The organism is Nonomuraea sp. NPDC049400 (assembly GCF_044466425.1).
Classification (GTDB): Bacteria; Actinomycetota; Actinomycetes; order Streptosporangiales; family Streptosporangiaceae; genus Nonomuraea.
The window spans coordinates 1-23,434 of record NZ_JBITMP010000051.1 but is presented as its reverse complement, the minus strand read 5'-3'; the positions used below and the strand labels follow the sequence as shown (position 1 = coordinate 23,434).

General features: G+C 68.1%; 22 protein-coding genes. 10 read left to right on the top strand and 12 right to left on the bottom strand.

From position 1 onward, the window contains the following. Positions 1-123: 123 nt before the first annotated feature. A complete protein-coding gene (locus ACIBVN_RS48210; protein ID WP_397147467.1) occupies positions 124-996 on the bottom strand; it encodes an SDR family oxidoreductase in 873 nt (290 codons plus the stop codon). Between the two features lie 51 nt (positions 997-1,047). Beyond that, positions 1,048-2,106, bottom strand: a complete 1,059-nt coding sequence (locus tag ACIBVN_RS48205) for an MBL fold metallo-hydrolase (RefSeq protein ID WP_397147465.1) — start codon at positions 2,104-2,106, stop codon at positions 1,048-1,050. 45 nt (positions 2,107-2,151) lie between these two features. Between ACIBVN_RS48205 and ACIBVN_RS48200 the strand changes: the two genes are divergently transcribed. Next, complete coding sequence (locus tag ACIBVN_RS48200) at positions 2,152-2,997, top strand: glutathione S-transferase family protein (RefSeq protein ID WP_397147463.1); 846 nt, start codon at positions 2,152-2,154, stop codon at positions 2,995-2,997. On the opposite strand, the gene ACIBVN_RS48195 is transcribed toward ACIBVN_RS48200, so the two are convergent. Next, positions 2,945-4,228 (bottom strand): MFS transporter, encoded by a 1,284-nt coding sequence (locus tag ACIBVN_RS48195; RefSeq protein ID WP_397147461.1) that lies wholly within the window; start codon positions 4,226-4,228, stop codon positions 2,945-2,947. The two genes, ACIBVN_RS48200 and ACIBVN_RS48195, sit on opposite strands and share 53 nt — an antisense overlap. Next, complete coding sequence (locus ACIBVN_RS48190) at positions 4,225-4,791, bottom strand: helix-turn-helix domain-containing protein (RefSeq protein ID WP_397147459.1); 567 nt, start codon at positions 4,789-4,791, stop codon at positions 4,225-4,227. Before ACIBVN_RS48190 ends, ACIBVN_RS48195 begins: the two co-directional genes overlap by 4 nt. Before the next feature lie 73 nt (positions 4,792-4,864). On the opposite strand from ACIBVN_RS48190, the gene ACIBVN_RS48185 reads away from it, so the two are divergent. The 5 genes from ACIBVN_RS48185 to ACIBVN_RS48165 all read left to right on the top strand — a co-directional run bounded on the left by ACIBVN_RS48185 (position 4,865) and on the right by ACIBVN_RS48165 (position 11,239). Next, on the top strand, positions 4,865-5,509 hold the full coding sequence (locus tag ACIBVN_RS48185) for a B3/4 domain-containing protein (protein ID WP_397147457.1): 645 nt from the start codon (positions 4,865-4,867) through the stop codon (positions 5,507-5,509). Between the two features lie 204 nt (positions 5,510-5,713). After that, complete coding sequence (locus ACIBVN_RS48180) at positions 5,714-9,355, top strand: multifunctional oxoglutarate decarboxylase/oxoglutarate dehydrogenase thiamine pyrophosphate-binding subunit/dihydrolipoyllysine-residue succinyltransferase subunit (protein ID WP_397147455.1); 3,642 nt, start codon at positions 5,714-5,716, stop codon at positions 9,353-9,355. A gap of 70 nt (positions 9,356-9,425) precedes the next feature. Then, positions 9,426-9,608, top strand: coding sequence for a DUF6104 family protein (locus tag ACIBVN_RS48175; RefSeq protein ID WP_349450685.1), 183 nt, complete (start codon positions 9,426-9,428; stop codon positions 9,606-9,608). Between the two features lie 138 nt (positions 9,609-9,746). Continuing rightward, positions 9,747-10,502, top strand: coding sequence for a DUF4097 family beta strand repeat-containing protein (locus tag ACIBVN_RS48170; protein ID WP_397147453.1), 756 nt, complete (start codon positions 9,747-9,749; stop codon positions 10,500-10,502). Then, a complete protein-coding gene (locus tag ACIBVN_RS48165; protein ID WP_397147451.1) occupies positions 10,499-11,239 on the top strand; it encodes a helix-turn-helix transcriptional regulator in 741 nt (246 codons plus the stop codon). Before ACIBVN_RS48170 ends, ACIBVN_RS48165 begins: the two co-directional genes overlap by 4 nt. A 39-nt stretch (positions 11,240-11,278) precedes the next feature. Here the strand turns inward: ACIBVN_RS48165 and ACIBVN_RS48160 are convergent, their stop codons facing one another. The 6 genes from ACIBVN_RS48160 to ACIBVN_RS48135 form a co-directional block, all read right to left on the bottom strand. After that, a complete protein-coding gene (locus ACIBVN_RS48160; RefSeq protein ID WP_397147449.1) occupies positions 11,279-12,136 on the bottom strand; it encodes an oxygenase MpaB family protein in 858 nt (285 codons plus the stop codon). 76 nt (positions 12,137-12,212) lie between these two features. After that, positions 12,213-13,169, bottom strand: coding sequence for a zinc-binding dehydrogenase (locus ACIBVN_RS48155; protein ID WP_397147447.1), 957 nt, complete (start codon positions 13,167-13,169; stop codon positions 12,213-12,215). A 43-nt stretch (positions 13,170-13,212) separates the two neighbouring features. Beyond that, entirely contained in the window at positions 13,213-14,088 is an 876-nt protein-coding gene (locus tag ACIBVN_RS48150) for a hypothetical protein (protein ID WP_397147445.1), read from the bottom strand. A gap of 46 nt (positions 14,089-14,134) precedes the next feature. Beyond that, positions 14,135-14,554 (bottom strand): type II toxin-antitoxin system VapC family toxin, encoded by a 420-nt coding sequence (locus tag ACIBVN_RS48145; protein ID WP_397147443.1) that lies wholly within the window; start codon positions 14,552-14,554, stop codon positions 14,135-14,137. Then, positions 14,541-14,795, bottom strand: coding sequence for a hypothetical protein (locus tag ACIBVN_RS48140; RefSeq protein WP_397147441.1), 255 nt, complete (start codon positions 14,793-14,795; stop codon positions 14,541-14,543). Before ACIBVN_RS48140 ends, ACIBVN_RS48145 begins: the two co-directional genes overlap by 14 nt. Positions 14,796-14,890: 95 nt before the next feature. Continuing rightward, positions 14,891-16,327, bottom strand: coding sequence for an acetyl-CoA synthetase (locus ACIBVN_RS48135; protein ID WP_397147439.1), 1,437 nt, complete (start codon positions 16,325-16,327; stop codon positions 14,891-14,893). A 284-nt stretch (positions 16,328-16,611) separates the two neighbouring features. On the opposite strand from ACIBVN_RS48135, the gene ACIBVN_RS48130 reads away from it, so the two are divergent. From ACIBVN_RS48130 to ACIBVN_RS48115, 4 genes are all read left to right on the top strand, one after another. Continuing rightward, complete coding sequence (locus tag ACIBVN_RS48130) at positions 16,612-17,736, top strand: trypsin-like serine peptidase (RefSeq protein ID WP_397147437.1); 1,125 nt, start codon at positions 16,612-16,614, stop codon at positions 17,734-17,736. A gap of 288 nt (positions 17,737-18,024) precedes the next feature. Then, on the top strand, positions 18,025-19,116 hold the full coding sequence (locus ACIBVN_RS48125) for a trypsin-like serine peptidase (RefSeq protein WP_397147435.1): 1,092 nt from the start codon (positions 18,025-18,027) through the stop codon (positions 19,114-19,116). 197 nt (positions 19,117-19,313) lie between these two features. Then, positions 19,314-20,477, top strand: a complete 1,164-nt coding sequence (locus ACIBVN_RS48120; protein ID WP_397147433.1) for a trypsin-like serine peptidase — start codon at positions 19,314-19,316, stop codon at positions 20,475-20,477. Positions 20,478-20,954: 477 nt separating this feature from the next. Then, positions 20,955-21,314 carry a hypothetical protein gene (locus ACIBVN_RS48115; protein ID WP_397147431.1) on the top strand — a complete coding sequence of 120 codons (360 nt, stop codon included), beginning with the start codon at positions 20,955-20,957 and terminating at the stop codon, positions 21,312-21,314. A gap of 15 nt (positions 21,315-21,329) precedes the next feature. Here ACIBVN_RS48115 and ACIBVN_RS48110 read toward each other — a convergent pair whose 3' ends face one another. Together ACIBVN_RS48110 and ACIBVN_RS48105 are read right to left on the bottom strand one after the other, a co-directional pair. Further along, positions 21,330-22,325 carry a hypothetical protein gene (locus ACIBVN_RS48110; protein ID WP_397147429.1) on the bottom strand — a complete coding sequence of 332 codons (996 nt, stop codon included), beginning with the start codon at positions 22,323-22,325 and terminating at the stop codon, positions 21,330-21,332. Between the two features lie 151 nt (positions 22,326-22,476). After that, positions 22,477-22,884 (bottom strand): NUDIX domain-containing protein, encoded by a 408-nt coding sequence (locus tag ACIBVN_RS48105; protein ID WP_397147545.1) that lies wholly within the window; start codon positions 22,882-22,884, stop codon positions 22,477-22,479. Positions 22,885-23,434: the final 550 nt, after the last annotated feature.

Sequence of the window (23,434 nt, the reverse complement as noted above, 5' to 3'; positions counted from 1 at the left end):
TCGACCAAACTCCCCTGACTTCCGCCGAAGATCGAACAAAGGCTGATTTGTCAGGCTCTTCGGGAAACAGCAGTCCCCGACGCCGCCGGGCCTCCGCGCGCCGGCGTCGGGGACTACTGAGAGTCAGAGCATCGCCTTCATCGAGTCGGCGGCCGTGAGGACGTAGGGCTGCTCGGCCATGACGGCCTCCCAGTTGCCCGCGATGGCCTCGGGCGTGAGGTCGTCGGCCTTCCAGCCGGGCCCCTCGGCCACGAACACCCTGGCCACCCGGCCGCCGCCGACGCTGAACACCTCGCCGCTCGCCTCGCACGTATCGTGCACGAGGTACGCCACCAGCGCACTCACCCGCTCGGGCGTGAACTTGGCCTCGAACTCGGCCGGCAGCAGCGACTCCGTCATCCGGGTCCAGGCGATGGGCGCGATCGCGTTGGCCCTGATGCCGTTGCGGGCGCCCTCGATGGCGAGCGTCTTGGTCAGGCCGACGAGGCCCATCTTGGCGGTGGAGTAGTTGGCCTGGCCGAAGTTGCCGAACAGGCCGGCCGGGCTGGAGGTGTTGACGATGCGGCCGTAGCCGGCCGCCTTCATCAGCGGGTAGGCGGCCTGGCTGACCAGGTACGAGCCGCGTACGTGCACGGCGAGCACCCCGTCGAAGTCCTCGACCGTCATCTTCCCGAACGACTTGTCCCGCAGGATGCCCGCGTTGTTGACGACGATGTCCACCTTGCCGAACGCGTCGACGGCGGCCTGCACGATGGCCCTGGCGCCCTCCGGCGTGGCGACGTTGTCGGCGTTGGCGACGGCCTGACCGCCGTTCTTGGTGATGAGCTCGACCACGTCGGCGGCGGGCCCGGCGGAGGCGCCAGTGCCGTCGAGCGCGCCGCCGAGGTCGTTGACGACCACCTTGGCGCCCCGCTCGGCCAGCAGGAGCGCGTGCGACCTGCCGAGACCGTGCCCGGCCCCCGTGATGATCGCGACCCTGTCATCGAACCGAAGCATCGAACCTCCCACACAGGAGAACAACATTCTGTTACGGATAACATAACCGCGTCACGGCGACCGCCACAGGTCCGGCTCGCCAGGCTCTCTGCGTACCCGGCCCTTGGCCTCCAGCCACACCAGATGGGCCAGCGTCTCGTTGTTGGCCGAGCGCCGCATGAACGACGGGATCGTCTCCCACGGCCGCGACCACGTCAGGCGGGTGGCCGCGTCCCAGCACGTGACGCCGTCGAGGGAACCCACGACCTGCTCGATCTCCGCCAGCCGCGCGTCGTGGTGCGCCATCACGTGGTCCACCCGCTCGGCCAGCTCCAGGAACCGGTACTCGTGCGCGGGCAGCACCTCGTCCACGTCGAGCTTGCGCACGGCGGCCAGCGAGTCGAGGTAGTCGGCCAGCGGGTTCGGCCTCGACTGGGGATGGACGGACACGATGGGCGTGATCTTCGCCAGCACGTGGTCGCCGGAGAGCAGCAGCCTGCGCGCGGGCGAGACGAAGCACAGGTGACCCGGCGAGTGGCCGGGGGTCCAGACGGCCCGCAGGTCCCAGCCGGGCAGACCGAGCTCGTCGCCGTCCTCGACCAGGCGGTCGGGCCTGGCCATCGAGACCACGTGCCTGATCATCATGGACGCGCCCGCCAGCTCGTCCAGCGTCAGCGGCGGCACGCCGCAGCGGGCCAGCAGCGCGCGTTCCCGTCCGACGAGGGAGTCGATGACCTCGTCGTCGTAGCGCTCCCTGATCAGGCGCGCGTCGGCCGGGTGCAGGGCGATCCAGGCGCCCGACATCTCGCGGACGCGCCCGGCCAGGCCGTAGTGGTCGGGGTGGATGTGGGTGACGAGCACGCCCTTGACGTCGGTGATCGCGTATCCGGCCACGCCGAGGCCGGCGACGAGCGCGTCGTACGCCTCGTCCGTGTTCCACCCGGCGTCGACGATCGCCACCCCGTCGGGCAGCTCGAGCGCGTAGACGAGCACGTACCTCAAGGGATTGACGGGAATCGGGACCGGGATCGACCACAGCCCCGGACGTACTCGCTCGACCTGGGGAATCGCCCCGCTCACCCACGCCTCCCGCTGCGCCTGGCTAGCGGGAGTAACCACAAATTTCGCCACAATCCCGAATATAGTTCTGTATCAGAAACATGTTCTACTAGGGGCATGAAGCTGAGCGGCGAGACCTCCCGTAATGGCCGCTTCAACCGGCAGCCGAACCGTTTCACCGAACGCCTCGACTCCCCCGAGCCGGGCCGCTACCGCCTCTACGCCTCCTATGCCTGCCCGTGGGCGCAGCGCGTGCTGATCGTCAGAAAGCTGCTGGGCCTGGAGGACCTGCTGGACGTCACGATCGTCGACCCCATCCGCGACGAGAAGGGCTGGCGGATCCCGGGCGGTGACCCCGAGTACCTGTCGGAGCTCTACCACGCGAGCGACCCCGGCTACACGGGCCGCTACACCGTTCCCTGCGTCTGGGACACCAAGGACAAGCGGATCGTCACCAACGACTTCCCGCAGATCACGCTCGATCTGGAAATGTCATGGGGCACCTCTCCCAACCTCTATCCGGAACGGCTGCGCCCCGACATCGACATCATGAACGACCGCCTCTACCACGGCCTCAACAACGCGGTCTACGAGGCGGGCTTCGCCCGTGGCCAGCAGGCGTACGAGGAGGCGGTGGCGCGGGTCTTCACCACGCTCGACTTCCTCGAGGTGCGCCTGACCGAGTCGGAGTACCTCTTCGACACGCTCACCGACAGCGACGTGCGCCTCTACACGACGCTGGCGAGGTTCGACGCGGTCTACTACGCGCACTTCAAGTGCTCGGTCCGGCGGCTGGTCGACTATCCGGCACTGTGGGCGTACGCGCGCAGGCTGTACGCGATCCCGGCCTTCCGGGAAACCACCGTCTTCGACCACATCAAGCGTCATTACTACATCACCCAGACCAACATCAACCCGACAGGGATCGTGCCTGTGGGCCCGGAGATCGACTGGAGCCTGTAGGGGCGGGCATCCGCACGAACAGCAGGGCTGAGGCCAGCATCACCGGGGCGGCGATCGCCCAGGCGACGGCCGGGCCCGCCTGGGTGGCCAGGGCGCCCAGCGTGAGGTTGGCCACGACCCCGCCGGACTGCAGCGACAGCGAGCTGGTCGAGGTGACGGTGGTGCGCTCGGCGGCGCTGACCGCGTTGTGGGTCATCTCCAGGCACAGCAGGCTCGTCACGGAGAGCCCCACGAACAGCGTCACGTACGCCACCCCGGCGCTCACCAGCCCCGCCGTGCCGCCCAGCCCCGACGTGGCGGCCAGCGACCCCACGGACAGCGCCGCCGGCACCGACCCGGCGATCGCGCCCCTGGCCGAGCCGCCGGCCAGCCGCGCCACGCGGGGCGCGAGGGCGCTGCCCGCCGCGCTGCTCGCGAACCCGAGCGCCGCGACCACGGCGTAGGCCAGGCTGCCGCGCTCGGCCGTGCCCGCCAGCTCGGCCAACCGCCCCGGGGTGAGCAGCTCGATGCTGACCAGCACCACGCCCGAGCTCGCCGCCGCCGCCATCAGGCGCCGCAGCACCGCGCCTCCCGCCGCCAGCCGCACGCCCGACATGACCGTGGCGGGCACCTCGCGCAGCACGCTCGCCAGCGACCTGCGCGCATGCGGCGGCTCGGGCATCGCGAACACCACCACGACCAGCAGCACGGCCGCCGCCATCGCGCCCAGCAGGGGCGGCGCGGCCAGCGGGAACATCAGCGAGGGCGGCACCAGCAGCGGGACGGCGCCGCCCGCCAGCACGCCCAGGCACAAGGCCACCGACTCCATCGCGCCGCCCCTCGCCAGGCCCGGCTTGAGATCGGCGTCGCGGCCCTCGATGCCGTGGAGCGTGTCGACGTACCAGGAGGTGGCGGGGCCGCTGGACAGCGCCCTGGCGACACCCTTGATCACGCCGCTCACCAGGAACATCCAGAAGGTCGTGGACACGCTGATCAGCGCGAGCGCCGCCACGGTGCACGCGGCGGAGGCGGCCAGCACCATCCGCCGCCCGATGACGTCGGCCAGACCGCCCGTGGGCAGCTCCAGGCTCACGGTGACGACCGAGAACACCGTCATCGACAGCCCCACCTCAGCCAGGCTGAGCCCGCGCGCGGTCATCAGCAGCACCATGGTGGCCACCATGAGCCCCAGGGGCAGCCAGGTCAGGAAACTGACGAGCATGTAACGGCGTAATGCCGAGCGGGCGGTCACTGCTCCTCCTGCTTCGACAGCGGTACGGCGCCGTGCCAGGCACTGACCTGCCGGGCCTCGGGATCACCGGCGTACTTGGCGGCGAGCTCGTGCAGCAGCTCCTCGGCCTTCCGGTTGAACTCGCGCAGCCCGGCGGGCGGCAGCGAGACGATGTGGTCGCTCATCCCCGCCGTGTCGACCCAGTCGCGGGACCACTCGGCGACCTCGAACTCCTCCATCACCCGCCGGACCATCTCGGCCTGCCGCAGGTGCATGATCCTGACCGCCTCGCGCCCCTCGGCGGTGGCGGACATCTCGACGGCGTCCCACGAGGTGTAGTTGTGGCGGGCCCGCCAGCGGCGCTCGCGCCCGTCGCGCCGCTCGGGGTCCTCCTCGATGAAGCCGTACTTGAACAGCTCGCGCAGGTGATAGCTGGTCGAGCCGGAGCTCTCGCCGACCTTGCGTCCCAGCTCGCTCGCCGTCGCGGGGCCGTCGGTGCGCAGCAGGCCGAGCAGGCGCACCCGCAGCGGGTGGGAGACCGCTTTGAGCACCTGCGGATCGCTGATCTTGTATTGCTCCTCCATACGGCTCACGATAGACCGCAAAGATAATTTTGCAAAGGGAATTTTGCGGCTTTCCCGCTCCTAGACTGTGGGGATGCTTGACGACATCTGGGTGGACGACTCCGTCTTCGCGCTGCGGCCCGACTTCGCGGTGCTGATCGTGACCGCGCACGGCCTGCACAACGGACCCACGGACGACCGGTCCCGGGCGTGGCTGGCGGCGGCCTCCGAGCTGGAGGCGCAGCCGGACAAGATCGACGCCTGGAAGGACGCGTACCGGGCGTTCGGGGCCAAGCCGCAGCGGACCCGGCCCTCGGTCGACGCCCTCACCCGCAGGATGCCGCTGCCGGAGATCAACCAGGTCGTGGACGCGTACAACTCGATCAGCGTGAAGCACGCGCTGCCGATCGGCGGCGAGGACCTCGACCACTACGTCGGTCCTGCCCGGCTGGTCAGGGCGACCGGCGACGAGGCGTCCGAGGAGGCGCTCGGCACGCCCGAGCCGGGCGAGGTGATCTGGCGCGACGACGTCGGCGTCACCTGCCGCAGGTGGAACTGGCGCCAGGTGGTGCGCACCCGGCTCACCGAGGAGACGACGAACGCGATCTTCCTGCTCGAACGCCTCGAGCCGATGTCTCTGGAGGAGCTCAAGCAGGCGGGCGAGGAGCTGGCCGACCTGCTGTCCGAGTTGTTCCCTCAGGTGCGGATCGCCAGCAGGTTGCTATCCAGCGGGAAATAAACGTCGTGTAGCGGCGTTGATACCAAAGAGTAATAATTGCGGCACCACCTGGACTGACTAGGGGGGCGTGACGTCTTTGCTCTCTCCTGAGAGGATCGTGCGAGGCGTCACAGCCTCTTCGGCGCACGCCGCCGGTCCGGGCGAGTAGCCTTGGACAGGTTCTCTAACATCAACGCCGATCTGCGGAAGAGGGCGATTTCCGCCGTGTCGTCTGAGTCGTCGCGGACAAACCCGCTGGCAAGCTTTGGTCAGAACGAGTGGCTTGTCGACGAGCTGTACCAGAAGTACCTCCAAGATCCTGAGTCTGTCGACAAGGCCTGGTGGAACTTCTTCGCTGACTACAACCCTGATTACGGACCGGGCCGGGCGGCACCGGGTAGGGAGGCGGCGAACGGCAGTGTGACCGCTCCCGCTCCCCCGCAGGCACCGCCCAAGGCCCCGCCGGCGGCCGAGAGGCCGAAGCAGCCCGCCCCCTCGGTGCCCAAGGGCGCCGAGGAGGTCAAGCTGCGCGGCGCCGCGGCCCGCACAGCCGCCAACATGGACCTGTCGCTGGCGGTCCCGACGGCGACCAGTGTGCGGGCGATCCCGGCCAAGCTGCTGATCGACAACCGCATTGTGATCAACAATCACCTCAAGCGGGGTCGCGGCGGGAAGGTGTCCTTCACCCACCTGATCGGCTACGCGATCGTCAAGGCCCTGAAGGCCATGCCGGAGATGAACTACTCCTACACGGAGATCGACGGCAAGCCGACGCTGATCAAGCCCGAGCACGTCGGGTTCGGCCTGGCGATCGACGTGCAGAAGAGCAACGGCGAGCGCCAGCTCCTCGTGCCCTCGATCAAGGGCGCGGAGGAGATGGACTTCCGGCAGTTCTGGATGGCCTACGAGGACATCGTCCGCAAGGCCCGCGCGGGCAAGCTGGGCGTCGACGACTTCGCCGGCACCACGATCTCGCTGACCAACCCCGGCACGATCGGCACCGTCCACTCCGTGCCGCGCCTGATGCCCGGCCAGGGCACCATCATCGGCGTCGGCGCGATGGAATACCCGGCCGAATACCAGGGGGCCTCGCCGGACACGCTCTCGCGTCTGGCCGTCTCCAAGGTCATGACGCTGACCAGCACCTACGACCACCGGATCATCCAGGGCGCCCAGTCGGGCGACTTCCTGCGTCAGATCCACCGGCTGCTGCTGGGCGAGGACGGCTTCTACGACGAGGTCTTCGAGGCGCTGCGGATCCCGTACGAGCCGGTCCGCTGGGTGCAGGACGTCTCGGCCTCCCACGACGACGACGTGTCGAAGTCCGCCCGCGTGATCGAGCTGATCCACGCCTACCGCGTGCGCGGCCACCTGATGGCCGAGACCGACCCGCTGGAGTACAAGCAGCGCAAGCACCCCGACCTCGACATCCAGTCGCACGGGCTGACGCTGTGGGACCTGGAGCGCGAGTTCGCCACCGGCGGTTTCGGCGGCCGTCCGCTGATGAAGCTCCGCGAGATCCTCGGCGTGCTGCGCGACTCCTACTGCCGCACGGTCGGCATCGAGTACATGCACATCCAGAACCCCGAGGAGCGGGCCTGGATCCAGGCGCGGGTGGAGAAGCCGCACAAGTCGCCCGAGCGCGACGAGCAGCTCAACATCCTGTCCCGGCTCAACACCGCCGAGGCGTTCGAGACGTTCCTGCAGACGAAGTTCGTCGGCCAGAAGCGCTTCTCCCTGGAGGGCGGCGAGTCCCTGATCCCGCTGCTCGACTCGGTGATCAGCGACGCCGCCGACGAGGACCTCGACGAGGTCGTCATCGGCATGGCCCACCGCGGCCGGCTCAACGTGCTGGCCAACATCGTGGGCAAGTCGTACGCGCAGATCTTCGGCGAGTTCGAGGGCAACATCGACCCGCGCACGGCGCACGGCTCCGGCGACGTGAAGTACCACCTCGGCGCGGCGGGCACGTTCACCGCGCCGAGCGGCAAGACCATCACCGCCTCCGTGGTCGCCAACCCCTCCCACCTGGAGGCGGTCGACCCGGTCCTCGAGGGCGTCGTCCGCGCCAAGCAGGACCTCCTGGAGCGCGGCGAGGAGGGCTTCACCGTCCTGCCCGTCCTCATCCACGGCGACGCGGCCTTCGCCGGCCAGGGCGTCGTGGCCGAGACGCTCAACCTGTCGCAGCTGCGCGGCTACCGCACCGGCGGCACCGTGCACGTGGTGGTCAACAACCAGGTCGGCTTCACGACCTCGCCCGCCTCGTCCAGGTCGTCGGTCTACGCGACCGACGTGGCCCGGATGATCCAGGCTCCGATCTTCCACGTCAACGGCGACGACCCCGAGGCCGTGGTGCGCGTGGGCCAGCTGGCGTACGAGTACCGCCAGGCGTTCCGCAAGGACGTCGTGATCGACCTCATCTGCTACCGCCGCCGCGGCCACAACGAGGGCGACAACCCCGCCTTCACCCAGCCGCTGATGTACGACCTGATCGACGCCAAGCGCTCGACCCGCAAGCTCTACACCGAGGCGCTGATCGGCCGGGGCGACATCACGGTCGAGGAGGCCGAGCAGGCGCTGCGCGACTACCAGGCCAAGCTGGAGCAGGCGTTCACGGAGACCCGCGAGGCGGCGAAGAAGCCCGCCGAGGCGGCCGCGATGCGCGTGCCGCCCACCGAGGTCGTCAAGTGGTCGCATGACGAGACGCCGACCGCGATCAGCGACGAGACGCTCAAGCGCATCGTCGACACCCAGCTCAACCTGCCCGACGGCTTCACGCCGCACCCGCGCCTGGCGCCGGTGCTGCAGCGCCGCGGCCAGATGGTCGAGCACGACGCGATCGACTGGTCGATGGGCGAGACGCTGGCCTTCGGCTCGCTGCTCATCGACGGCCACCCGGTGCGCCTGGTGGGCCAGGACTCGCGCCGCGGCACGTTCACGCAGCGCCACGCGGTCCTGGTCGACCGGATGACCGGCGCCGACCACACGCCGCTCAAGACCTTCAACCAGGGCACCACGAAGTTCTACGTCTACGACTCGCTGCTCAGCGAGTTCGCGGCGCTCGGCTTCGAGTACGGCTACAGCGTCGTCCGCCCGGACGCCCTGGTCGCCTGGGAGGCGCAGTTCGGCGACTTCGTCAACGGTGCCCAGACGATCATCGACGAGTTCATCTCGTCGGGCGAGCAGAAGTGGGGCCAGAAGTCCTCGGTCGTGCTGCTGCTGCCGCACGGCTACGAGGGCCAGGGTCCCGACCACTCCTCGGCCCGCATCGAGCGGTTCCTGCAGGTCTGCGCGCTCGACAACATGACGGTCGCGCAGCCCTCCAGCCCGGCCAACTACTTCCACCTGCTGCGCTGGCAGGTGGAGTCGCAGCGGCACAAGCCGCTGGTGGTCTTCACGCCCAAGTCGCTGCTGCGCCACAAGGCGGCCACGTCCAAGGCGTCCGACTTCACCTCCGGCACCTTCCAGCCGGTGCTCGGCGACACGTCCGCCGACCCGGCCAAGGTCACCCGGATCGTGCTGACCTCCGGCAAGCTCTACTACGACCTGGCCGCGGAGCGGGAGAAGACGGGCCGCGACGACGTCGCGATCGTCCGGCTCGAGCGCCTCTACCCGTTCCCGGGTGAGGAGCTGGCCGCCGAGCTGGCGCGTTACGGGGCGCAGGCGGAGCTGCTCTGGGCGCAGGACGAGCCGGCCAACATGGGGCCGTGGCCGTACCTCACGCTGAAGCTCGCGGAGGACCAGCAGGCACTGGGCGGTCGCCCGGTGCGCCGCGTCTCGCGCCGGCACAACAGCTCGCCGGCGACGGGGTCGCACAACACGCACGACACCGAGCTCGAGGACATCCTGCACGAGGTCTTCGGCTGAGCCGACGCAAACAAGTGAGCCCCCAGCCCCGGCTGGGGGCTCGCTGCCGTTTCAGGAGGAATGGAGAGAGATGTACTTCACGGATCGGGGGATCGAGGAGCTCGTCGAGCGGCGGGGCGAGGAGGAGGTCAGCCTGCTGTGGCTCGGTGAGCGGTTGCGCGAGTTCGTCGACCTCAACCCCGAGTTCGAGACCCCGATCGAGCGGCTGGCCACGTGGCTCGCACGGCTGGACGACGACGAGGACGACGACTGACCTCGACTAAACGCGATACATCTTGAGATTCCGCCGAACGCGACATATCGTGTCAGGTGTAGACACGGTCGCCAGAAGGGCGGGGGATCAATGCAACAGTGGACGATCGATGCACCGGAACAGCTGACGTTCGGCTCAGTGAAGTCGCTCGACGTCCGCATCGTCGCCGGTCGGCTGGACGTGCTCGCCAGCGACGGCCCGCCCACCGTGGAGGTGGCCGAGATCGAGTCGGCCTCCCCGCTGCTGGTGACGTACGACGAGGACACCGGGGAGCTCTCGGTCGCCTACAAGGACCTCACCTGGGACGGCCTGCTCGGCTGGCTGCGGCGCGACCGGCGCCGGACGGTCCTGACGATCGCCGTGCCCAAGGACTGCACGGTCAACGCCGGGGTGGTCTCCGCTCCTGCCGTGGTGGCCGGGTTCGAGAACATGACGCAGGTCAGGGGCGTGTCCGGGGAGATCGTGCTCGACGGCGTCAGCGGCGACGTGCACGCCACGACCGTCTCGGGCCCCGTGGAGAGCCGGGCCATGGACGGCGACCTGAAGTTCAAGAGCGTCTCGGGCGACCTGACCGTGGCCGACGGCACCCCGCGCAGGCTGCGGGCCAACACCGTGTCCGGCCGGATCACGGCCGACCTGGCCCTACGGCCGACCGGCTACGTGACGCTCAACAGCGTCTCCGGTGACATCCTGGTCAGGCTGCCGGAGAACGTGGAGGCGGACGTGAGCGTGCGGTCCACCTCGGGCCGGCTGGTCAGCACGTTCGGCGAACTGTCCAACACGAACGGCCCCGGCGCCAAGTCGATGTCGGGCCGGCTGGGCGGCGGCATGGCGTCGCTGTCGGCGACCACGATCTCCGGCGAGGTCGCGCTGCTCAAGGGGGAGAAGGAATGAGCCCTGTCTTCGGTCACGGCCGGCTCCGGCTGTACCTGCTCAAGTTGCTGGAGGAGAGCCCCCGTCACGGCTACGAGGTCATCAGGCTGCTCCAGGACCGCTTCCTCGGCGTCTACTCGCCCTCTCCCGGCACGATCTACCCGCGCCTGGCCCGCCTGGAGGAGGAGGGCCTGGTGACGCACGAGGTGGTCGAGGGCAAGAAGGTGTTCTCGATCACCGACAAGGGCCGCGAGGAGCTGAACGCCCGGCTCGACGAGCTCGACGACCTCGAGCAGGAGATCTCCGCCTCGGTACGCGACATCGCCCGCGAGGTCAAGGAGGACGTCCGCGACACGGTCAGGTCGTTGCGCGACGAGCTGACCCGGATGGCCAAGGACGTTCGCACGGGGACCAAGGAGGACACCAGGCGCCTCAAGGAGCAGCAGAAGGCGGACTTCAAGCGGCTCAGGGAGCAGCAGAAGCGGCAGTGGATGGAGCACGCCAACCACTGGCAGGACGAGGGAGAGCGGCTCACCAGCGAGTGGCGCAGGATCTGGACCGAGGTCTGGTCCACGCTCGGGGGCGCCCCCAAGAGCCGTGCCGACCTCGACGCGGAGCTCGGCGAGCTCTTGGCCGACTTCATCGCCGAGGCCCGTCAGGAGGCCTCTGAGGCCCGCCTGACGCCGGAGAAGCTGGCGGAGCTGCGTACGACGCTCGACGACGCGAGCCGCCGCGTCCGCGACATCCTCGAACGCTGACCCTCACCCGGATCCTCGAACGCCGACCATCACTCGGCCTCATGCCGAGCGGAGCTGCCGCTCCAGGCGGCGCGAGCTCCGTTCGGCCTTGCGGGCATGGTAGGCGATGGGCATGTACCGCAGGCGTTCGGGCAGGCGCGGCGTCAGCACGGCCACGGCGTGCCCGAGATGCCGTAGCCGCCGCTCCTCCCGTGCCGTCCAGCGCAGCCCCAGCTTCCGCCGCACGGCGGGCGGCAGGGTGCCCACCGTCACGAAGTGGTTGAACTCCCCCGATCCGGCCCCGACCGGCGTCCACAAGCGGCGCAGCGGCCTCGGCAGCCCGGGCGGCGCCGGCGTGCCGCGCAGGACGGACAGCACGTCGAGCGCGGTCGGATGGGCCTCAAGCCGGTCGGCCACCATCTCGTCGAAGTACCGCCAGAACCCCTCCAGGTCGCCGGGCATCTCGCGCTCCGGCACCTGCAGGATCGCGCCGAGCTGCCGCGACTCGGCATAGAAGCGCCGCTGCTGCTCGACGGTGAACGGGGTGCCGAAATAGCGCCGGAGCGTGATGAACCGCTCGAACAGCGACAGGTGCACCCACGCCCACGCCTCGCCGTTCAGCGCGTGATACGGCCTGCCGCGCTCGTCCACCCCGCTGATCGGCTTGTGCAGCTCCCTGAGCCGCCGGCCCTCGGCCGGGCCGTCCGCCCCGCCGTACACCCATTTCTGGATGGAGACGAGCGTGCGGGTGAGCCGCCCCCACGGGTCGTCCTTGTACGTGGAGTGCTCGGCGACTGCCGCGCCGACGGCCGGGTGCATCGTCTGGATGACCAGCGCGCTGCCGGCGACCAGCAGATTGCGGTATTCGCCGGCGGTGTCCCAGTGCATCGAACCTGGGCCGAAGGGCTCGACCTCCATGGTGACGGCCTCCCGGGTGAGACAACTCCCTCATGCTTGTATCACCCAGGAGCCGCCGAAGTAACCCATTACTTATTCATACGGCAAAAACGACTTTTCCGAAGATCTCCCCTGCTGCCATGGCTGCGAAGCCGTCACGTGCGTCCACCAGCGACAGCACCCGATCGACGGCAGGCCGCACGCCGGTCTGCTCCAGGAAGACCGCCAGCCGCTGCAGCTGGTCCCGCGTGCCCATCGTGGAGCCGATGACGGACAGCTGCAGGAAGAAGACCCGGTTCAGGTCGGCGGGCGGAACCGCGCCGCTGGTGGCGCCGGAGACGACGATGCGCCCGCCGGGTTTGAGCGACTTGAGCGAGTGGTCCCAGGTGGCCTGCCCGACGGTCTCCATGACCGCGTCGACCCGTTCCGGCAGCCGCGCGCCCGACTCGAACACCTGGTCCGCGCCGAGCTCCCGGGCACGTTCGCGCTTCTCCTCGGAACGGCTGGTCGCCCAGACCCGGTAGCCGCCGGCCCGGCCGAGCGCGATCAGCGCGGTGGCGACGCCACCGCCCGCTCCCTGCACCAGCACGGTGGAGCCGGGCTCCAGCCCGGCCTTGTCGAACAGCATCCGGTACGCGGTCAGCCAGGCCGTGGGCAGGCAGGCGGCGTGCTCGAAGCTGAGCGCGGCCGGCTTCGGCACGAGGTTTCGGCGCGGCACGGCCACGCGCTCGGCGAACGTGCCGTCGTGCAGCTCGGACAGCAGCGTGCGCCTGGGATCGAGCGTCTCGTCCGCGCCGGTGCCGATCACGGAGTGCACGATGACCTCGTTGCCGTCCTCGTCCACTCCCGCCGCGTCACAGCCGAGCACGATCGGCAGCCGGTCCTGCTTGATGCCGACGCCTTTGAGCGTCCAGAGGTCGTGGTGGTTGAGCGCGGCCGCCCGCACGGAGACGGTCGTCCATCCGTCCGGGACCTTCGGCTCCGGATGCTCGCCGAGCGTCAGCCCGGCGAGTGGGTTGTCGGGATCGGTCTGTGTGGCGGTTACGGCGAACATGGCCGCACCTTACTTCAGCGCGCCCGCCCTGCCTCGGACCGCCTTACTTGAGAGTGACGCGGATTCCCTCGATCGCCTTCGTCCTGAACGGCTGTGACCCCGTGACGGCGACCAGCACGTCCCCCCGGCACACCCGGTCGGCGGCCCGCCCTCGCCCTCTGATCACCGCCGGCACCAGTGCCCGCTTCTTGCACTCCGGGGTGGGCACGAGCGCGACCATGTCCCCCATGCCATCGCCGAACCAGAGCTGCGGCCCCACCGGCTCCCCCTGCACGCTCTCCCCCGGCTTGGCGAGTCGCACGGGCTCCTTGGCCGACAGCACGAGGTAGCCGTCCTTCGTCACCTTCCCCTTCAACCCTTTCGCGAGCGCCATCCGCTGGTCGAACGTCAGCCCCCGCCCGTGGTCGTTCATCACCAGCCACCACCGCCCGAACGAGAACAGCAGCACCTGCCCGTAGTATCCGTTGCCCCGACGGGGCCAGAGGGTGACGTTGGGCGTGTAGTTCCTGATCGGCTCGCCGCCCCTGGTCACCTCGGACTCTCCGCTGTACGGGGCGGTGAACTGCCGGTGCTGCCCGTCGATCCAGGCGCCCTGGGACGGCCGCGACCCCATCTCGTCGAGGCCCAGCTCGGCCGGATAACGCACCTCGGCCCGCACCCCGTGCGGGAACACCACGTCGATGACCTCGTCACCGCCCTTGGCCCTGGCCGGGGCGTTGAGGATGTTGGGGGCACCGCCGATCCCGGTGAGCGATCTGCTGGGCTCGGGGGTGGGCGTCGCCGGCGGCTGCGGCTCGGGATCCCTGCTGCTGAGCAGGCTGACAATGGGGATCAGCAGGAGCGCGAGCAACGCGACCAGCCCGATCCACCGGCGGCGACCTCGCTCGCCTTGCTCGATGACGTCGAACCGGTCAGCCACGACGTTCCTCGCCGAGTAGTGAGGGCTCGCGCCCTTTCACCTCAGTTCAGTTGAGCGGCGACCTCCAGCGCAAGCCCTGGAACCTCGCGAAGTCCTTGTCGCAGGACACGAATTCGCAACCGTGCTCGATGGCGAGTGCGGCGAGGTAGGCGTCGGGAATGAGGTTGCCTACCGCACCGGCCTGCCGGCACAGCTTGACGAAGATCTCCCAGTGCCGCGAGCCGGCGTTCACCACGACCGCATGCGGCTGGTGGCGGACGCTTTCGGCGAACTCTCGCGCGACTTCGAATGAGGTGGGGCCGGGGATACGCGTCACCACGCGGATGAAGCCGTTGAGCGCGAAGTCGCTCACGGCATATGCCTCGTCGCCGCTCAGGAGCTCGGTGAGCACGGCATGACACTGCTCGTGATGCTCCATGTCACGCCGCTGCGCGTTGACGAGGATGTTGGTGTCAAGCATCCGCATGACAGCTCCTCACAGCACGCTCGATGTCGTCCTGCTCGAGAAGCTCCTTGATCTCGGCCCAGGTCAGCTTGGGACCAGACGCGGATCCGGAGACCGGCAGATTGATGTGGGGCCGCTCAGCGACCTCCGTGGACCGGTTGAGCAGTTGCCTCAAGGCATCCTCCATCACCGAGTTGAGACTGCGTCCGTTACGTGCCGCGTACGCCTTCGCCTCGTTGAGGAGCGTCTCGTCGATGCGCACAGTTGTCCTCCGCATGACTCCAGCGTCCGCCCGTGACATAAAAATGTCAACCCGGATAGTAGTCACGCGGTCACAGATTTGACATCCACTACAGGTCACCAAGCAGCCACATTGACCTCCCCGTCGCTCACAAGCCGCACCCGCTGCCCCACCAGCTCCCGCGACTCGGCATCCGCCAGCAGCCCGGCCGCCTCCACCACGGCATAAGCCCGCCCACCAGGCACATCGACCACGAGAACACCCCGCTCGGCGGCCCCGTCCCGCCCGTGCGCGACCGTGTACCCGGCCACCACCCCGTCCCCGTCAAAGGAGTCCACGACAGGCACCTCCTCGGCCACGAACACCGGAGACGCGCTCCCCAGCCGCCCACCCGGCTCGCTGGACCACACCGCGTACGTGTGCTTCGTCAGATGCATCCCGACCCCGCTCACCAGCCCGTGCCCGGGCCGCGCCCGCAGCAGCCCCGCCATGGTCGCCGTCGAGTGCAGCACGTAGTCGCTGGCCGGCCCGCCCGCGTACGGCAGCCCGCCGGTGACCGTGAGGCCGCGCGGGTCCAGCGGGTCGAGCCCGATCGCGTCGCACGCCTGCCGCAGCGCGATCGCGAAGCAGCTGTAGACGTCCAACGCGTCCATGTCGCCCAGTCCGAGCCCGGCCCGCAGGAAGGCGGCCTCGGCGACCTTGCCGATCGCCTCCGAGGCGCCGAGCGCGGGCCGCGCGCCCACCTCCCAGGTGTCCTCCCCGTACGCCCATCCGCGCAGGTACACGCGCCGCTCCTCGGGCACGTCGAGCCGGTCGGCCAGCCGGGTGCTGGCCAGGACGACGGCCGCCGCCTGGTCCACCTCCAGCACCGCCACCGTGTTCCTGGTGTAGGGCCAGCCGACGAACCGGTCGCCGTGCGCGAGCTCGTCGGCAGTGCGGACGGTCCTGCGCCAGGCGTACGGGTTCGCGGCGGCCACCTCGGTCATCGGCGCCATCATCCGGCCCCTGTCGCGCATCTCCTCCTCGACCGTGAGACCGAACGCCGCCCGCCGGGCCGTCTCCATGATCGCGTAGGTGTGCACCGGCAGGAACAGCCCATGGGCCAGCGCGGATGGGTGCGGCGGGCGTTCCCACCCATATGGGGGTTTGGGCACGGCGGGATGGCTCCACGGCACGTGCTCGCCCGCGTTCCGGTACGCCCTGCGCGTCGCGAGCGCCTCGGCCCCCGTGACCAGCGCGGAGTCGATGTCGCCCGCCGCGATCCTGGCCGCGGCCTCGCCGATGAGCGACTGCGGAGCCGTACCGCCGACCTTGGAGTACGCGCGGTGGCGCGGCGTGGCGCCGAGGCGCTCCGCGAGGCGGCCGACCGGGGAGTCGTACTGCCAGGAATCGGTGTAGACGATCTGGACCGAGTCGAGCCGCTCGACGGGGAGCCGGGCGTCGCCGGCGGCCGCGCGGGCCGTCTCCTCCCACAGATCGAGCGGTTCGGGGCCAGGCTGCTCGCGAATAGTGAGTTGCGCGATGCCGATGAGACAGGGCGTGCGAGGATCCATGAAGCCATCTAACCAGAACAAGATTCGGGTCGCCGTGGAGTGGCATTTGATAATGCGAGTTACCGCTGTTACCACAGACAAATAACCGTCGCCGCCACCTGCGGAGATGCCAATCAGTAATACATGCGATTTCGCTATCTCTATAACGGAATGGAACCGGGCCATGCTTTTTCACGTCGTTTCATGGCCACCCGCCTGCGCCATTCATTAACGTTCCGATCGTTTTCCTGGCCCACCGGGGCGCAGTACCCCGCTCTGGGCCGCCGAAAGCTGAGAGGAGCCCCATGTTTTCCCGAGCAAGGCGCATCGCGATCCCGCTCGCCGGCCTGCTGGCCGTCGGGCTGGCCGCCGGCATGGTCGGCGGCACCGCGGCGAGCGCGGCCGCATCTCCCTCCGAGGTCGTCTCCCAGAACGCCACCACCCCCGCCGAGCAGGCGGTCCAGTTCTGGACGCCCGACCGCGTCAAGCTGGCCACCGACCACGACGACGGCCTCGACCTGACCTCCAAGGGCGTCAAGGGCACCAACGACGCCCCCGACGGACCCGCCGGATCGGTCCCGCCGATCGGCGAGGAGAAGACGAAGGCCAAGAAGAGCAAGCACGTCAACCTGCCGAACACGGTCGGCCGTGTGTTCTTCACGCTGCCCAAGGCCGACCCGCGCAACCCGAAGAACTGGCGTTACTGCTCCGCCAGTTCGGTACAGGGCAAGTACCGCAACCTCGTGGCGACCTCCGCCCACTGCGTCTACGACACCAGCAAGAACACCTTCTACGACAACTGGATCTTCATTCCGTCGTACTGGGACGGCAACAATGTCTGGGAGGGCAAGGCGCCCTACGGCATTTACGCCGCCAAGACGTTCAACGCGCACGACGACTTCGTGGTGAAGGAGGACTACGACTTCGACTACGCGTTCGTCAACGTCTACAACGGCATCAAGGTCAACTGGGAGAAGGTCAACGGCCGCTGGCAGTGGACCGTCAAGAACGTCGGCCGGCTCGGCGACAACGTCGGCGGACAGGGCTTCACCTGGAACAGGAGCACGAAGCTGAACGTGTTCTCGTTCGGGTACCCGGCGGGCGAGCACCCCGACGGCGACAAGCCGTACACCGGCCGCACCATGAAGTTCTGCTATGGCAAGACCAAGCCCATGCCCGAGGCCCGCAAGTACAACCTGCAGGAGCACACCGGCTTCAAGTGCTCCTTCACCGCCGGCGCGAGCGGCGGGCCGTTCCTCTACAACTACAAGAGCGCGTCGCGCACCGGCTACCTGGTCGGCGTCAACAGCGTCGCGTGGGACACCGACGGCAACGACCGCTACGACTACATCTCCTCGCCGTACTTCAACACCGACACCTACAAGGTCTACAAGGCAGCCGCCAACCGCTGGACCGGCAACTTCCGCTGATCAGCTCGGCACCCTGAGCCCCGGTTCCCTGGGAACCGGGGCCTTCCCCCTAACGCGCCAATGAGGCGTTCGCCACTGGAGCGGCGCGGAATCACTGCAATTCAACGCATACCCGCACCCGCTCTGACCTGCGAAAACGCCGAATCCCATGATCATTTAGCGCTTGTCTGACGGTGCTCTTATAGCGCACCATGCACCCTTGATCAGGTAACGAATCTCTATCCTGGCTGCAATACCACCTATACATCTGGAAAAATCCACCCTTACAACCCCAAGAAAGGCATATTCATGATCCCCCGGGCCAGGCACTTGGTGGCGGCTGCACTCAGCAGCGCGCTGCTGATGCTGCCCGCCTTCACGGGGGTAGCGAACGCCGCGCCCGACAGCAGGGTGTTCGCCGTCACGCTGGCCAAGACCGCGGTGGACGTGAAGCGGGTCGCCGACTACTGGCAGCCCGCCCGGCTCAAGAACGCCGACCCGGCCACGCCGAGCACCGCGGCCACGCCCGCGCCGTCATCGTCCCCCGCCCCCTCCTCCCCCGCCGTGGAGGTCCCGTCCCCGGTCACGCGGGCGACCGCCGCGCAGCCGGTGGCGCCGGTGTTGCCGCGCAAGCGCACAGCCGCGACGACCATGGGCAAGGTCTTCTTCCGGTTCGGGGACAAGGAGTACTGGTGCTCGGCCAGCGCCATCGCGGCCAAGAACCGCAGCGTCGTCGCGACGGCCGCGCACTGCGCGTACGACCCGCGCCAGGCCAAGGCGGCCGACTACTGGGTCTTCGTCCCCAATCCCGGCGAGAACGGCGAGACACCCGACGGCATCTACGTGGGCGCCTCGGTCAGCATGCACGAGGACTGGTCCGGCAAGGGCGACTACGACTTCGACTACGCGTTCGTGACCGTGCACCGCGGCTTCAAGTGGGTGCCCAAGAACGGCGGCTACGTCATGCAGGACGTGGGCCGGCTCCAGGACAACGTGGGCGGCCAGGGCATCGAGCTCAACAAGAAGCCGGGCACGTACTCGGTGGCCGCGTGGGGCTACCCCGCCGGCGCGCAGCCCGACGGCAGCCACCCGTTCGACGGCAAGCGCCTGAAGACGTGCAAGCAGGGCCCCACCCGCTGGACCTCGGCCGTCAGCCTCGACCTGCAGAAGGGCGTACAGCTGCTGTCGTGCGACTTCAGCCCCGGCGCGAGCGGCGGCCCCTGGCTGATCGGCTACAACCCGGACCGCGGGCTCGGCAGCCTGAACGGCGTCAACAGCCTGACCTGGAACAGGGACGCCAAGGACTGGTACGACGCGGTGTCGTCCCCGTACTTCGACACCACCACCGGAGAGATCTACCGACGCGCCGCCGCGCAGACCACGCCCGGAAAAGTGACCTAAATCACAGCAACCGATCAGTCACAGCTCGTGATCAGCCAATCCTTTGTCTCAGCAAGGTCACGACGCCCCTTGGGAGCGTTGCAATGATCTACCCGAAATTCCCACACGCATAGTCAAACCTGTAAATTCCGGGTCGTCCGTTTGCTGAGTTATGGGGGTGCACGAGGCGCCTCCGGTCAGCGCAACCTGGAGTTACCTTGAAGCGAATCCTTCTTCCCGCCGGTGGGGCCGTTCTGGCTACCGGCCTGCTCGCCGTGGGTCTGACCGGTACTGCGCAGGCTGACGGGGACGTCTCGCACGACCCCATGGCCAACAACACGTCCGAGGCGGTCTCCGTCGCCTCCTTCTGGTTCGGCGCGAACAGGGCCGCGCTCCGCCAGGCGACCCAGTACACCTGGGACGCGAAAGAGGTCCGCAAGGTCGTCTCCAAGGGCGGCTACAGCCCCGACGGCCGCCCCGGCACCACGGCGCCGACGGGCGCGACGAAGCCGACCGGCTCGGCCCAGAACGTGAACCTCCCCAAGACCATCGGCAAGGTCTTCTTCGTCGACGGCTCGGGCAAGTACCGCTGGTGCTCGGCCACCTCGATCCAGTCGAACTACCGCAACCTGGTCGCCACGGCCGCCCACTGCGTGTACGACACGGACAGCAACAGCGCGCTGCTGGACAACTGGGTCTTCGTCCCCGGCTTCTACGAGGGCAAGACCCCCTTCGGCATCTACGTGGGCAAGCAGGCCTTCACCCACTACGACTTCGACACGTACGAGGACTACGACCGCGACTACGCGTTCGTGACCGTCTACAACGGCGTCCAGCTCGAGGGCATCAAGGCCGTGGACCGCAAGGCCTTCCAGAGCTGGACCGGCCCGAAGCGCGCGTGGGGCGGCCGCTACTACATCCTGGTCTCGAAGGACGTCGGCCGCCTCGGCGACGTCGTCGGCGGCCAGGGCGTCGCCTGGAACCAGCCCACCGGCAAGGCCGTCCGCACCTTCGGCTACCCGTCGGCCCCGCATCCGGACGGCAACAAGGTCTACAGCGGCGTCACGCCGAAGCACTGCTACGGCAAGACCTCCGCCAAGGCGGTCGGCGCCCCCTGGCTGAAGATCGAGGAGCACATCGGCCTCAAGTGCGCCGTGACCCCCGGCTACGACGGCGGCCCCTGGCTCTCGAACTACAGCAACGCGAAGCGCTTGGGCTACGTGAACGGCGTGACCAGCACCTTCGCGGACCAGGACGGCAACGACCGCATCGACTACATCACGTCGCCTTACTTCGACGGTGAGACGGCCGCGGTGTACAACTCGGCCAAGAACGTGTGGTCCGGCAAGATCGTCGGCCCGAACGGCGAGCTGTACAAGTAAGCCCTTCCACGGGAACGGCGAGGGCCTCAACACCAACGAGGCCCTCGCCGTAGCCTTTTCCGGAGCCGGAAAGCACGGCCTTCCACTTGAGGCGCTTGGCGCTATGGAGTTCCAGACAGCGCCTCCCAAGGGGGGCAAGCCCCCCTTTCGATCCCCCGGAAACCCCCGCTCGCTCCGCTCGCCAGTCACCCACCCGTTGCCCGGTTACCGGCTTGGCCTGCTGGAGCCCGCCCCGAGCGGTCCTCGCTATCACGAGGGCTGTTCTCATCAGGGCTCCGCCCAAAGCGAGGGGCTCCCGCCCCTCGCGCACCCCGACGTGAGCCTGTGAAGCGCCCGGTCATTGCCTTCGACCATCGAATAGGCCCCGACGAACTCGGCCCAGCACGACGGTGAGAAAGGTCTTGAACTCCCGACGCTCGCACAGGGCCATTGCCGGGTCGCGATGCAGGCTTCGTCGCGAACGGGCACATTGGAGGCATGAACTCCAGCGCCTGCTACGCCGGCCATCGCGCGTACCTCGTGCCCGCCGATCTAAGTGAGCTGAGAGGTCCGGCCACGGGCGTCGTGGAGCTGCCGACCCGGTTGGACTGGTCAGAACAGCGGATTTACGACCTGTCAGACAACAGTCACGTGGGCCTGATGTACGAACGCGTGATCCGCGAAGCCACCCAATTTGATGACTTGCGAACCTACCTAAACCGCGAAACGCTGATTCGGGTCTGGCCATACCTCTTCTTGCCAGCCGAAGCCAGACACACGTGGGAAACACCGTTTTCGGAGCTACGGCGAGCCGCGTTCCGCCACGTCCACCACTGCCGCTCACACATGCTGACGTAGCCGGCACTAACTGCGCTATCCGCCAGCTTCGTTGAACAGGTCCTGGATGGTCTGAGCGGTGGCCGCGCGCGTGACCCAGGTTTCGAGTTGGGCAAGGTCGGCGCAGGCGTTGATCCGGGCACGTGCGTCGTCCGGAACCTCAAGGCCGCGAGCAGCCAGCACTAGCAGCACCGACCTGGCAGCCTCTTCCGCCTTGCCTTCCACCATGCCTTCCACCTTGCCGCGGCCGAAGTGTTCTCGGGCGAAGGGACTGTAGACCGGCCAGCGGGTGGACGCGGACTTCATGATCTCCTCCATGAGGCGGCGGATCTCGGGCACGGACATGCTGTATGCGTATTCATAGTAATCCGGAGAGTGTTCATCGGTCACGTCGGCCAGGGCAGCGGTGAACGCCTCGACGACCTTGCGTTCGCGGCCGTGGACCATGACCGACATGGCCGCGAGATCTATGTGGGCGGCGGCCTCTTGGGGGTCGACGATGGCCGGGATCTCATCCGGCCCCAGCACCCAGGGTCGCAGGCGGTAGCCGGTCAGCCCGGACTCGATCGGCTGTGCGTAGTGGGCGGCGACCTTGCGGTCGGGGCAGATGACCAGGACCGAGACGTCGCAGCCCAGCATCAGCCACAGGGCGGCGGCGTAGCGGGCGAACTGCCGGGGATCCTTGGTCTTGTCCTGTTGGATCTCCACGATGATGGCATGGACGGGAGGACTTTGCGGGGGTCCCAGGGCGATGACGAGATCGGGCTCGATGTCGTCGGAGGGACGAGTATTGAAACTGGTCTTCTCCACCCGCAGCAAAGTGTCGGGCAGGTCCACCCCCATGAAGTCACGCAGGATCTCCACCGCCAGTTGAGGGCGGTCGGCGAACAGATTGATGAGGGCGTCATGTCGGGGGGACGGCATGACACTGATTGTCACATGACAAGCACGGATAGTGTCGATGATTACTCGCAAGGCTTGCCGTACGGGAACGCGGATCGCCGGGATTGGCACGACTCGACCAAACAGCAACCCTTCACCATTGGGAGACAGACGTACTTCCCCTGCCCTTGACGAGAGCAGCGACGCCCGCCCACAGCGAGCACACCAAGCTACGCCCGCGCCCCACGACCGCGACAGGAAAAGCGCCCTCCACGGGAGACAGAAGACGCGAAACGAGGACTCAGCAGGTCATACGGCGGCCGCCAGGCGAACGCGGTACCCGCCTTGCCCGCCATGGGCACGCCGCCGTCATTGGCCATGAAGACGTACCGGAAGTCGGCATGCACATGTGGCGGCTCCCCTTCGGCCGGATCGGGGGGACCGCGTGGACCTTGATGTCCACCGGAATGTCGTCCTCCGGCACCGCGGGAATCGTGTCACACCAGGCGACGCCGGTCACCGCCTCAAGCCCACGCAACGCGGCACCGTACATGCTCGGGTCTCCCGGCTCGATATGCCCACCAGGCAATCGCCACCGCCCGTGCCCCCGATGCCACATCATCAAGACATCGCCGACGGCATCCACGGCAACCGCACTACAGGTGACGTGCAGCGGAAAGGTCCTCCGCGATACCACATCGCCATTCATCCCAAGGGCCGAGACCAGAAGAGCCGTGTCGAGCCCACGATGGGGAGCGGCAGCGAGATACCGCGCCAGCACAGTGCCGATCTCCTCACGGGAAACAGTCACGATCACATGGAAGTGCCTCAGCCGACCCTCCGCAATCGACTGCCCGACATTGAACGGATTCTTCCGCTTGTCAAGAACGTGAGGTCAACCAGCAAATACGCCCATATGAACCTCACCGCCGTCCCCGGCAACGAGCACCGACCAAGAACTGGCCAGCCAGCACACCACACCTTCCAGCTCCGAGCGTGACACCGAGCGAGCATTCCTGACCCCACGACCAGGGGACGTCTTCGACGGCCGGCATGCAGGTGATCAACAGCCATCGGGCAGTCCACACCCGTCCATCCGGTACATCGCATTCTGTACCGGATCCGCGAATTCACCAACCATGATGACTTGCGAGCGTACCTGAACCTGGATTCACCGCTGAGGATCTGACAAAAGAATCGTGAAATAGGGCGAGGTGCCCTTTGACCTGGGATGATGGGAGTTCTCTACGCTTCCAGCA

Bases quoted from the DNA above. Each gene is read 5' to 3' on its own strand.
- ACIBVN_RS48210 (WP_397147467.1), bottom strand. From the start codon at position 996: ATGCTTCGGTTCGATGACAGGGTCGCGATCATCACGGGGGCCGGGCAC.
- ACIBVN_RS48200 (WP_397147463.1), top strand. From the start codon at position 2,152: ATGAAGCTGAGCGGCGAGACCTCCCGTAATGGCCGCTTCAACCGGCAG.
- ACIBVN_RS48190 (WP_397147459.1), bottom strand. From the start codon at position 4,791: ATGGAGGAGCAATACAAGATCAGCGATCCGCAGGTGCTCAAAGCGGTC.
- ACIBVN_RS48185 (WP_397147457.1), top strand. From the start codon at position 4,865: ATGCTTGACGACATCTGGGTGGACGACTCCGTCTTCGCGCTGCGGCCC.
- ACIBVN_RS48175 (WP_349450685.1), top strand. From the start codon at position 9,426: ATGTACTTCACGGATCGGGGGATCGAGGAGCTCGTCGAGCGGCGGGGC.
- ACIBVN_RS48165 (WP_397147451.1), top strand. From the start codon at position 10,499: ATGAGCCCTGTCTTCGGTCACGGCCGGCTCCGGCTGTACCTGCTCAAG.
- ACIBVN_RS48160 (WP_397147449.1), bottom strand. From the start codon at position 12,136: ATGGAGGTCGAGCCCTTCGGCCCAGGTTCGATGCACTGGGACACCGCC.
- ACIBVN_RS48155 (WP_397147447.1), bottom strand. From the start codon at position 13,169: ATGTTCGCCGTAACCGCCACACAGACCGATCCCGACAACCCACTCGCC.
- ACIBVN_RS48145 (WP_397147443.1), bottom strand. From the start codon at position 14,554: ATGCGGATGCTTGACACCAACATCCTCGTCAACGCGCAGCGGCGTGAC.
- ACIBVN_RS48135 (WP_397147439.1), bottom strand. From the start codon at position 16,327: ATGGATCCTCGCACGCCCTGTCTCATCGGCATCGCGCAACTCACTATT.
- ACIBVN_RS48130 (WP_397147437.1), top strand. From the start codon at position 16,612: ATGTTTTCCCGAGCAAGGCGCATCGCGATCCCGCTCGCCGGCCTGCTG.
- ACIBVN_RS48125 (WP_397147435.1), top strand. From the start codon at position 18,025: ATGATCCCCCGGGCCAGGCACTTGGTGGCGGCTGCACTCAGCAGCGCG.
- ACIBVN_RS48115 (WP_397147431.1), top strand. From the start codon at position 20,955: ATGAACTCCAGCGCCTGCTACGCCGGCCATCGCGCGTACCTCGTGCCC.
- ACIBVN_RS48105 (WP_397147545.1), bottom strand. From the start codon at position 22,884: ATGAATGGCGATGTGGTATCGCGGAGGACCTTTCCGCTGCACGTCACC.